At 69.7% G+C, this 10,526-nt stretch carries 8 protein-coding genes; 1 reads left to right on the top strand and 7 read right to left on the bottom strand.

What is annotated here, in order from left to right; all coding sequences use genetic code 11:
* A partial coding sequence (locus tag ACIBHX_RS33220; protein WP_397071327.1) for a CGNR zinc finger domain-containing protein occupies positions 1-757 on the bottom strand: 757 nt, incomplete at its 3' end.
* A gap of 85 nt (positions 758-842) precedes the next feature.
* Between ACIBHX_RS33220 and ACIBHX_RS33215 the strand changes: the two genes are divergently transcribed.
* Positions 843-1,694 (top strand): alpha/beta fold hydrolase, encoded by an 852-nt coding sequence (locus ACIBHX_RS33215; RefSeq protein WP_397071326.1) that lies wholly within the window; start codon positions 843-845, stop codon positions 1,692-1,694.
* Between the two features lie 824 nt (positions 1,695-2,518).
* Here the strand turns inward: ACIBHX_RS33215 and ACIBHX_RS33210 are convergent.
* From ACIBHX_RS33210 to ACIBHX_RS33185, 6 genes are all read right to left on the bottom strand, one after another.
* Complete coding sequence (locus tag ACIBHX_RS33210) at positions 2,519-3,481, bottom strand: ABC transporter permease (protein WP_397071325.1); 963 nt, start codon at positions 3,479-3,481, stop codon at positions 2,519-2,521.
* Between the two features lie 3 nt (positions 3,482-3,484).
* Positions 3,485-4,450 (bottom strand): ABC transporter permease, encoded by a 966-nt coding sequence (locus tag ACIBHX_RS33205; RefSeq protein WP_397071324.1) that lies wholly within the window; start codon positions 4,448-4,450, stop codon positions 3,485-3,487.
* Positions 4,447-5,448 carry an ABC transporter ATP-binding protein gene (locus tag ACIBHX_RS33200; RefSeq protein WP_397071323.1) on the bottom strand — a complete coding sequence of 334 codons (1,002 nt, stop codon included), beginning with the start codon at positions 5,446-5,448 and terminating at the stop codon, positions 4,447-4,449. Before ACIBHX_RS33200 ends, ACIBHX_RS33205 begins: the two co-directional genes overlap by 4 nt.
* Complete coding sequence (locus tag ACIBHX_RS33195) at positions 5,445-6,470, bottom strand: ABC transporter ATP-binding protein (RefSeq protein ID WP_397071322.1); 1,026 nt, start codon at positions 6,468-6,470, stop codon at positions 5,445-5,447. The genes ACIBHX_RS33200 and ACIBHX_RS33195 overlap by 4 nt, the downstream gene beginning before the upstream one ends.
* Positions 6,471-6,527: 57 nt before the next feature.
* Positions 6,528-8,357, bottom strand: a complete 1,830-nt coding sequence (locus ACIBHX_RS33190) for an ABC transporter substrate-binding protein (RefSeq protein ID WP_397071320.1) — start codon at positions 8,355-8,357, stop codon at positions 6,528-6,530.
* Positions 8,358-8,557: 200 nt separating this feature from the next.
* Positions 8,558-10,387 carry a prolyl oligopeptidase family serine peptidase gene (locus ACIBHX_RS33185; protein ID WP_397071318.1) on the bottom strand — a complete coding sequence of 610 codons (1,830 nt, stop codon included), beginning with the start codon at positions 10,385-10,387 and terminating at the stop codon, positions 8,558-8,560.
* Positions 10,388-10,526: the final 139 nt, after the last annotated feature.

Raw genomic sequence — 10,526 nt, 5'->3', positions numbered from 1 at the left:
CGGATTTGTGGCGGGCGTAGTGGCGGGCTACGCGGGCCCGGTTGCCGCACGTGGTGGTGGAGCACCATCTGCGGCGAGGGTGGGCGGGGATGAAGAGCATGACGCAGTCGTGGCCCTCGCATTGGCGGATGCGCGTGACGTCGCCTGTCAGGAGGTCGATGGCGGCGTCCGCCAGCTGGGCCGCCAGGCGGGCCCCAGGGGTGCCCTGGCGCTGGGTGGTGGCGGTCAGGTGGCCGTTGGCCCAGGTCAGGGTCGCGTGGGTAGGGGCGGCGTGCTGGGCCTCGGTGATGGCCTCCAGAGACTCAGGCGGGGGAGGCGCGCCCTGACGCACGTGGGCCAGCGTGGTGGAAACGTGGGCGCGCAGCCCGCGGATCACCTCCGCGTCCGCCTCAGTGAGACCCGACACGCCGTCGCTCTCCGTGCGGGCGTCGGCCTCCGCGCGGTGGGCGTCGTTCTCCGTGCGGTGGGCATTGGCCTCCGCGTGGTGGGTGTCGGTCTTTGTGCGGTGGGCGCTCACTGAGCTCGGCGTGTTGGTTTTCGTACGGTGGGTGTCGGGCTCTGGTGGGTGGGTGGGCTGTGGTGGGGTGGCGGATTGGGGGAGGGCGGATGAGAGGCGTGGGGCTTCGAGGGTGAGCCAGTGGTGGAGGGCGGGGAGGGTGGCCAGGTGGTCGCCGGTGGCGTAGAGGGTGTTGATGAAGTCCAGCGCCAGGTGCTCGCCGGTCAGGGGCTCGTCGTTGTGGGGTGGCCTCTCGATCATGCGCCTAATGGTACATCGGTGGGTTGACGCATTAGGGGTGGCATCGCTATAACTAATGCATCTCTGATGAAGGAAGGCATTAGTCATGGTGACAGTCGCGCGGGTCGTGCACCGGTATCTCGACGTCGACGGTGTCCGGGTCTTCTATCGCGAGTCGGTGCCCGAGAGGGACGACGCTCCGGTGTTGTTGCTGTTGCACGGGTTTCCGTCGGCCTCGCACCAGTTCAGGCGGCTGATCGACGCCCTGGGAGCGCGGTACCGGCTGATCGCGCCTGATTACCCCGGGTTCGGGCAGACCGTGGTGCCGGAGGGGTTCGAGTACTCCTTTGATCGGCTGGCCGACGTGGTCGAGGGGTTCGTGCGCGGGCTCGGGCTGACGCGGTTCGCGATGTACGTGTTCGACTTCGGGGCGCCGGTCGGGTTCCGGCTGGCGGTGCGGCATCCGGAGTGGATCGCCGGGCTGGTGGTGCAGAACGGCAATGCCTACGAGGAGGGCTTGTCCGCGATGGCCAGGGACTTCATCTGGAACGCGCAGGAGGACCAGATCAGGGGGCTGCTGACCCTGGAGAGCACGCGCGGACAGTACGTGGGCGGCACCGCCGATCCCGAGTCGGTGGCGCCGGAGGGGTGGACGCTCGACCAGCACTACCTCGACCTGCCCGGCCGCAAGGAGGCGCAGGTCGCGCTGGCCTACGACTACCGCTCCAATGTGGAGCAGTACGACCGCTGGCAGACCTGGATGCGCGAGCACCAGCCGCCCGCGCTGGTCACCTGGGGCGTCAACGACCTGTTCTTCCCGGAGCCCGGCGCCCACGGCTACCTTCGCGACCTCCCCGACGCCGACCTCCACCTCTTCGAAACGGGCCACTTCGCCCTCGAAGAACACCTCCCCGAGATAGCCCCCCTGATCGCCACCTTCCTCGACAAGACCTGGTAGCCACGGCCCCACACCCCGACGCCGGCAACGCCCATGGCCCAAGGCGTACGGCAGGGCGCGGCCCGGCAGAGACCCTAGGCACAGGGCTGGCGCGAACCAGCCGAGTACGGCAAGGCGCCGGCCCGCCAGAGACCAGGTGGACGGCCAGGTATAGGCACTGGGTCTCCAGGGACAAGGGGCGTGTGACCGGCGCCGTGTCGGTGGGAAGCAGCGTGAGTGGCAAGGCACCGGATCTCCAGGGACCGGGCGCCAGGGGGCCAGGGTGTGTGACTGGCGCTGGGTTGGTGGGAAGCGGGGTGTAGGGGAGCGCGCTGGGGATCAGGGTGTGGAGCATGGCGCCGAGATGGCGGGGAGCAGGGTGTACGACCGGGCGCGGGGGGGCGGCGGGACGGTGGGCGGAGGAACTCGGCGCCAAGTGCGGTGCGCAGCCATGGCCGAGGTAGACGCCCGATCGCGGCGCCGTGGCGGCGAGCAAGGTGCGCCGACTCGCCGGAAGCGCCGGTTACGGGTCCTCAGCCGGAGTGGGGCGGGCGGACGGTGGCGGCGGCTGGCCGTACAGATCCCGAAAGTGCCCAGCCACGGCCGGGGTAGACGCTCGACACGGCGTCGTGGCGGTGGGGGAGGGGCGCCGACTCGCCGGAAGTGCCGGGCAAGGGGTCCTCAGGCGGAGTGGTGTGGGCGGTCGGTGGCGGCGGCTGGCCGTACAACGTCGCTGTGGAAAGGCGGGTGCGGCGGCTGACCGTACGACGTTGCGGTGGAAGGGCGGGTGCGGCCGGCGCGGGAGGGAGGGTCCGCGGGCGGCCACACCCGCGCTCGAGGAAGTGTCAGGCGAGCCGGATCCGGGGATCCAGGAAGCCGTAGGCGATGTCGACCAGCAGGTTGGCGACGACGACCGCGGTGGTGGCCAGGACGACGACGCCCATGATGACCGGCAGGTCACCGCTGATGAACGCCTGTACCACCGCCTGCCCGATACCGCCGAGGCCGAACACCGACTCGGTGACCACCACGCCGCCGATCAGCGTGCCCACGTCGACGCCGAGTTGCGTCACCACGGGAGTCAGGGCCGAGCGGAGACCGTGCCGGTAGATGACCCGCTGCTCGGGCACGCCCTTGGCACGGGCGGTGCGGATGTAGTCCTCGCCGAGGACGTCCAGCATCGACCCGCGGGTCAGCCGTAAGTAGGTGGCCGCCTGGACGGTGGCGAGCGTGATCCACGGCAGGATCAGGTGGCGCGCCCATTCGCCGGGGCTGTCGGAGAAGGACACGTAGGAGTCGGGTGGCAGGACCGGCATCCCTGCCATCGTCAGCTGGAAGAACAGGAAGTACAGCAGGATCAGCCCGACGACGAACGTGGGCATCGACACCCCGGCCAGCGCCAGCAGCGTGAGCCCGCGGTCGAGCAGCGAGCGGGCCCTGGTGGCGCTGAGTACGCCGGCCCCCACGCCGAGCGTGAACCAGATCACCGCCCCGCCCACGACCAGGGAGAACGTGGGTGGGAAGTCCTCGGCGAGCAGCTTGCCGACGGATTCGTTGGAGAAGTACGAGGTGCCGAGGTCGCCGTGGACGAGCCGGTTGGCGTAGTCCAGGTACTGGACCAGGATCGGCCGGTCCATGCCGAGGTTGCGGCGGATCAGTTCCACCTGCTCGGGTGTGGCCTGCCTGCCGGCCAGTGTCCTGGCGGGGTCGCTGGGCGCGACGAAGAACAGCAGGAACGTGCCCAGCGTGACCAGCCACAGCACCAGCAGGCCGAGCAGGATCCGGCGGACGAGGAATCTGCGCAGCATCGGCTACCCCTTACCGCGAGGACGACGGCGCCGCCGGCGGCGGCTGAACAGGCGTTCCATGCGCGGGTCGATGGCGTCCCTGATGCCGTCGCCCACCAGGTTGAAGGCGAGCGTGGTGATCAGCAGGGTGACCGCGGGGAACCCCAGGTACCAGTAGGCGACGCGGTAGAAGCCCTGGGCCTCGCTGAGCAGGTTGCCCCACGACGGCGTGGGCGGCACGATGCCCAGCCCCAGGTACGACAGCGTCGACTCGAACACGATGGCCGCCGGGACGAGCAGCGTGGTGAGCACGATGACGGGCGCGAGCAGGTTCGGCAGGATGTCCACGAACATGATCCGGAAGTCGCCCGCGCCGATGGACCTGGCGGCCTCCACGTACTCGCGTTCCTTGATCGACAGTGTCTGGCCGCGCACGACTCGCGCGATCGCCGCCCAGGAATAGAAGGAGATCACCCCGATCGTGGCCGACAGCGACGGCCCGGCGATGGACACGACCGCGATCGCGAAGATCAGGTACGGGAAGGAGAGGACGACGTCCATCGTCCGCGACAGGATCGTGTCGATGACGCCGCCGTAGTAGCCCGCGAGCAGCCCGATCACGACGCCCACCAGCGCCGCGATCCCGGTGGCCACGACGCCGACCAGCAGTGAGACGCGCGCCCCGTAGAGCACCCTGATGAACAGGTCGCGCCCGAGCCTGTCGGTGCCGAACCAGAACGTGCCGTTGGGCGCCACGGGCAGCCCCTGCGGCGTGATGCCGGTGTCGCGGAACTGGTCGTCGGGATCGTGCCCGTTCCACGCGGCGATCAGCGGCGCGGTCAGGGCGAGCACGGCCAGCAGCACGATGACCACGCCGGAGACCAGCGCCACCTTGTCGGTCTTGATCCTGGCCCAGGCCAGCTGCCACGGGCTGCGCCCGGCGATGCCGCGGTCGGTGACGGCCTCTGGCCGGATCTCGGTAAGGGTCATGCGGTACTCCTCGCGGTGAGGTCCTCGCCCACCTCGACGGGGAAGTGGCAGGCCACCGGGTGAGGCTTGGCCTCCAGCGGCGGCTCCTCGGCCGAGCAGCGCTCGCGGGCCTTGGGACAGCGCGGATGGAAGCGGCAGCCGGAGGGCGGGTCGATCGGCGAGGGCACGTCGCCGGTCAGGATGATGCGCTGCCGCCGCTCCGCCTCGTCGGGATCGGCCACCGCGGTGGCCGACAGCAGCGCGTTGGTGTAGGGGTGGCGCGGTATCTCGTGCAGGTCGTCGGCCCCCGCGAGTTCGACGACCTTGCCGAGATACATCACCGCGATCCTGTCGCTGACGTGCCGCACGACCGACAGGTCGTGCGCGATGAACAGGTACGTCAGCCCGAAGTCGTCCTGCAGGTCCTTGAGCAGGTTGAGGATCTGCGCCTGGATCGACACGTCCAGCGCCGACACCGGCTCGTCGCAGATGATCAGCCGCGGCTTCAGCGCCAGCGCCCTGGCCACCCCGATGCGCTGCCGCTGCCCGCCGGAGAACTCGGCGGGGAAGCGGTTGTAGTGCTCGGGGTTCAGCCCGACGCGCGCCATGAGCTCCTGGACGGTACGGCGCAGCTGCTCGCCCCGCTGGATCCGGTGCACGACCAGCGGGTCCGCGATGATGGACCCCACCCGGCGGCGCGGGTTCAGCGAGCCGTACGGGTCCTGGAAGATGACCTGGATGTCGCGCCGGTAGCGGCGCATCTGGGAGCGCGGCAGGTTGGTGATGTCCTCGCCGTCGAAGCGGACCTTGCCGGAGGTCACCGGGTGCAGTCCTGCGATGCAGCGGGCGAGCGTGGACTTGCCGCAGCCGGTCTCGCCGACCAGCCCGAGCGTCTCGCCGGCGGCCAGTTCCAGGCTGACCCCGTCGACGGCCCTGACCTGGCCGACCGCGTGCCTGATCAGGGTTCCCGTGGTGATCGGGAAGTGCTTGACGACGTTGTCTACCTCGAGCAGCGTCACGATCCCTCCTTGGCGTGCAGGCGCAGCGCCTCGGCCTCTTCCGTCAGACCCACCGCCTCGTGCGGCAGCCAGCAGGCTGACGAGTGCCCGGTATCACCCGTCACCCTGGTCAGCGGCGGCACCTCGGCCGGGCAGACCGGCATGGCGTAGGGGCAGCGCGGATGGAAGGCGCAGCCGGACGGGATCGCGATGAGGCTCGGCGGCGAGCCGGGGATGGGCCTGAGCCGGCCCTCGCGGGCGCCGGTACTGCCGGGGATCGACTCGAGCAGGCCCTTGGTGTAGGGGTGGTGCGGCCGGTAGTAGAGGGTGCGCCGGTCGGCGCGCTCCACGACCAGGCCCGCGTACATGACCATGACCTCGTCGGCGATGCCGGCCACCACGCCGAGGTCGTGGGTGATGAGGATGAGCGCGATGTCGAACTCCGCCTGCACCTTGGCGATGAGCTCGAGGATCTGCGCCTGGACCGTCGCGTCGAGCGCGGTGGTCGGCTCGTCGGCGACGATCAGCTTGGGGTTGAGAGCCAGCGCCATCGCGATCATCGCGCGCTGCCGCATGCCTCCGGAGAACTGGTGCGGGTAGTCGTCGACCCGCCGGTCGGGTCGCGGGATGCCGACCAGGCCGAGCAGCTCCACCGCCCGTTTCCTGGCCGCGGCGCGGCCGGTGCCCGGCTGGTGTACGCGGAAGAGCTCCTCGATCTGCCAGCCGACCTTGTAGAGCGGGTGCAGGCTGGTCAGCGGGTCCTGGAAGACCACGCTGATCTCCGCGCCGCGGATGCGGCGCAGCTGCTCGCCGTCGAGCTTGAGCAGGTCGACGCCCTCGAACATGGCGGTCCCTGAGATGTCCGCGTCCGGGGTCAGTCCGAGGATGGCCTGGGTGCTGACCGTCTTGCCGCTGCCGGACTCGCCGACGATCGCCAGCGTCTGGCCCCGGTCGACGGCGAGCGACAGCCCGCGCACCGCCTGGACCACGCCGTCTGAAGTGGGAAAGGAGACGTGCAGATTCGTCACCTCGAGCAGGCTCATGTGCCTCCCTCACGGAATCCGTGCCCGCGCGGCCACGCGGGCACGGCTACCGCAGCGTCATGGCGTGTTGGGGTCTAGCCAGAGGTTGGTGATGTCGTAGAACTGCCAGTTGGGCAGGTAGAGGGGGTTCTTCACCCGCTTGCTCTTGTAGATGGGGTAGTTCTGGTTGTTCAGCGGCACGATGACCGCGTCATCCATCACCGTCTGGTCGACCTGGTGCCACAGCGCGGCCGCCTTGGTCTGGTCCGACTCGCCGAGAGCCTGCTTGATCAGGTCGTCCACCTTCGGGTTGCTGTAGCAGCCGAAGTTGGTGGTGCCGGGGGTGCAGTTGGTCTGGAACAGCGGCTGGGCCACGGCCCGGCCGTTGTTGCCGTACCAGTCGGGGATCCAGCCGGGGGCCGAGACGTCCCACTTGCTGTCCTTGGCGATCGTCGGGTTCTGCAGGAACGCGCCGTAGTAGTCGCCCTGGCGCACTGGCAGGCCCTTGACGTTGATCCCGCACTTCTTCAGGTCGGCGGAGTACGACTGGAAGTTGGCCGGGTGGTTGCCGGCGTTGCGGAACGCGCCGATCAGGTTCAGGCCGTTGGGGTAGCCGGCCTCGGTGAGCAGTTGCTTGCACTTGGCCGGGTCGCCCTGGTCACCGGGGGTCGGGTACGGGTTGTACTCCTGGTAGCCGATGTTGCCCGGCGGGATCGCCGTGTGGATCGCGACCGCGATGTCGGCTCCGCCGTACACCTTGGCGATGGCCGTCTTGTTGATCGCGTACTCGATGGCCTGGCGGACCTTGAGCTTGCTCATGGCCCCGTTCTCGTTCTTGCTCTGCAGGTTGAAGACGAGATACGGGTTCGTGACGGAGCCGGGGAAGATCTTGAAGTTGGGGTCGCTGCCCTTCAGCCGCGGGATCGCCGACGTGGGTACCGGCAGGTCCCACGACAGGTCGGCGGTGCCGGCCTCCATCTGCTGCTGGACGGCGTCGGGCTCCGTCACGCCCATCTTGACCTCGATGGCGTTGACGTACTGGTGACGGATCGGGTCCGACTCCTGCTTCCAGGCCGGGTTCTTCTCCAGCTTGATCGACTTCGTGGCCTGGTAGCTGGTGATCTTGTACGGGCCGTCGGAGATCACGTGCTGGCGGAACGTCGCGTCGTCGGGCACGTACTGGTCGTACTCCTGCGGCGCGGGTGCGGCGAAGTTCAGCGACATGATGTTGAGGAAGTCGCTGGCCGGCTGGGTCAGCGTGAAGACGACGGTCTTGTCGTCCTTGGCCTGGACGCCCGCGATGTCCTGGGAGTTCTGGAACTGCGCCAGCGCCTGAGCGGTGGGCTTGGCCTTCTCGAACGCCTTGGCGTAGGCGTCGCAGTACTCCTTCATGCCCTTGATCGTGCTGGTGTAGTAGCCGGGCGCGCCGGAACCGGCGACCGGGTTGCAGATCCGCTTCATGCCGCGGACGACGTCGGAGGCCGTCACCGCGCGCGGCGGCTGGGTGTCCCACTGCACGCCGTCGCGCAGCTTGATGGTGTAGGTCAGGTTGTCGGCGCTGATGCCGCCGTTGGCCTGCGTGGGGATCTCCGTGGCGATGTCGGCGACCGGCGCGAACGCCTTGGTCGTGTCGGCCTCCGTCGCCACCGAGCCGAAGGTGAACAGTTGCCGGGCATAGCCCCGCATGAGACCGCTCGTGACGGTGTAGTAGGCGCTGGTGGGGTCCAGGTGGTCGACGTCGCCGCCGCCCACGAACCTCAGGGTGCCGCCGGAGACGGGCTTTCCCGCCTCCTGGCCGGCGCTGGGCGCCGAGGTCGAAGTCTGGTTTCCGGTCTGGGTCGCACATGCGGTGGCGATCAGACTTGCCGCGGCGACCGCGACAATGCTGAGATGGCGCATGCTGGCCATCTGGCCCTCCCTCGTGCCGAGATGGGGTTACGTGAATGGCTGGCGAGATGGGGCGCGCTCCGTGGCCGCGGGGCGCGCCCTACCGTTTTCCTGCCAAGAGCAACCCACTTGCCGAGGGCGGTGTCGAGGAGCGGATATTCAACTGTTTCCGAGTAGCGACGGCACAGTGATGCCGTTTTCGTGCGAACTGTGTGAACAGATCAGGACATCAGGAAGATCTGCTGGTAGAAGGCCAGTTCCGCGGCGAGCGCGGTCGCCTTGGTCTCGCTGCGGCGGAACCCGTGCGACTCCCCTTCGAAGGCTAGGTACGTGCACGGCACACCCCGCTCCGACAGCGCGTCGGCGAAGGCCTCCGACTGCTCCGGCGGCACGGCGGGATCGTCCAGCCCCTGCAGCAGCAGCATCGGCTTGGTGACGCCCGCGACGAGCGACAGCGGCTCGCGCGAGGCGTACAGTTGCGGATCCTCAGGCCCGACCAGCCACTCCACGTAGCGGGACTCGAAGTCGTGCGTGGTGGCCATCAGCGGGCCGAGCGCGCTGACGCCGTAGTACGACACACCCCCGGCGAACAGGCCGGAGGTGCAGCAGGCCGCCATCACCGTCCACCCGCCGGCGCTGCCGCCGCGCACCGCGATCCTGTCGGGATCGGCCAGCCCCTCGGCGGCCAGCCACTGCGCGGCCACGATCGTGTCCTCCACGTCGACCACGCCCCACTGGCCCTTCAGCCGCTCCCGGTAGGCCCTGCCGTACCCGGTCGAACCGCCGTAGTTGACGTCGAGCACGCCGATGCCGCGCGAGGTGAAGAACGCCTTCTCCAGGTCCAGCGCCGTCGTGGCGTGCCCGGACGGCCCGCCGTGCACGAACACCACGTACGGCCTCGGCCCCTCGGGCTGGCCGGGGTTGGACGGCGGATACAGGTAGGCGTGCACGTGTCTGCCGAGGCGGCTCTCCAGTTCCACCGCGCGCGGCACCGGCAGGTAGGCGACGTCGGGCAGTTCCTCGATGTCGCGCTTGAGCGCCTCGACCCGGCTCGTCACGGTGTCGATCCTGACCAGCGAGCCGGGGATCCGCGAACCGTACCCGACCCCGATCACCGACGTCCCGTCGGCGGCCAGCGCGCCGCTCCAGCCGTCATAGGGCACGTCGAGGTCGGTGAGCGTGCCCGTGTCCGGATCGAGCAGCCCCAGCCGCTGGTCGCCGCGCCCGTGCAGCACCGCCAGCCGACCGTCGTCCATGACGAGGTACGGCAGGCCGCCCAGGTTCCACAGCGGCCCGGCGAACTCCTCCTCGGCCGGGTGGAGCGCCTGCGAGGAGGTGCCGTAGATGCCGATCTGGTAGAGGTTCCACCAGCCGGACCAGTCGGAGACCAGGTAGAGGTGGGTGTCGTCCTTCCACTGGGGCGCCAGCACCGACTCCGACGTGCCGCCCTTCACGGTCCAGGAGTTGCCGTCCTCCAGGCGGGTGATGCGCAGTTCGGTGCCGTTCCACGGCATGCGCGGATGGTTCCAGCAGATGTAGGCGACATGCCGCCCGTCAGGCGAAATTTCGGGATAGGCGTAGAAGTCGGAGCCGGTGACCCATTCGCGGATCTCGCCGCCGTCGAGCGGGACCGAGACGATGGCCCGGGTGACCTTGCCGTCGTCGCCGTGCCGCTCCCTGACGCACCACACCTGGCCGTCTCGGACCAGCAGGTCGGCGTAGCGGTCGCCGCCCTCGGGGGTCAGCGGCTCCAGCTCCGGCAGCCGGTACAGGCGCTGGTCGGCCAGGTTGGCGAAGACCACGTCGCCGGACTCGGTCACGGCGTAGGAACGCCCGCCGTACTCGTGGACTCTCGTGCGGGCGCTCCACGGCGCCGCAAGCAGCTCGCGGCGGGAACCGTCCGCGGCGCGATGCATGATCGTGGTGCGGCCGTCCTCGTCGGGACGGTCCTCGGTCCACCACACCTGGCCGCTCCGCGCCTGCGGCCAGGCCAGCCTGACCCTCGATCGGGCCACGTCGGTGGTGGAGATGGGGGAGAGCCAGAAGGGCATAGCCGCATCCTGCCGGAAAATCCGGTCGTGGGGGGGGGGGGGGGGGCGCCCCGCGCCCCCGCGGCCCAAAAGCCCCCACCGTGTGGGGGGGGCCGCCCCCCGCCCCCCCCCCCGCCCCCGGGCCCCCCGCGCCGCGCCG

The organism is Nonomuraea sp. NPDC050536 (genome assembly GCF_044457685.1).
Taxonomy (GTDB): Bacteria; Actinomycetota; Actinomycetes; order Streptosporangiales; family Streptosporangiaceae; genus Nonomuraea.
Note: the sequence above shows the minus strand (reverse complement) of the source record. Positions and strands in the feature narration are given on the sequence as shown.

What these genes read in the sequence shown, in the direction of transcription:
- ACIBHX_RS33210 (WP_397071325.1), bottom strand. Translation starts at nt 3,481, where the DNA reads ATGCTGCGCAGATTCCTCGTCCGCCGGATCCTGCTCGGCCTGCTGGTG.
- ACIBHX_RS33190 (WP_397071320.1), bottom strand. Translation starts at nt 8,357, where the DNA reads ATGGCCAGCATGCGCCATCTCAGCATTGTCGCGGTCGCCGCGGCAAGT.
- ACIBHX_RS33185 (WP_397071318.1), bottom strand. Translation starts at nt 10,387, where the DNA reads ATGCCCTTCTGGCTCTCCCCCATCTCCACCACCGACGTGGCCCGATCG.
- ACIBHX_RS33195 (WP_397071322.1), bottom strand. Translation starts at nt 6,470, where the DNA reads ATGAGCCTGCTCGAGGTGACGAATCTGCACGTCTCCTTTCCCACTTCA.
- ACIBHX_RS33215 (WP_397071326.1), top strand. Translation starts at nt 843, where the DNA reads ATGGTGACAGTCGCGCGGGTCGTGCACCGGTATCTCGACGTCGACGGT.
- ACIBHX_RS33205 (WP_397071324.1), bottom strand. Translation starts at nt 4,450, where the DNA reads ATGACCCTTACCGAGATCCGGCCAGAGGCCGTCACCGACCGCGGCATC.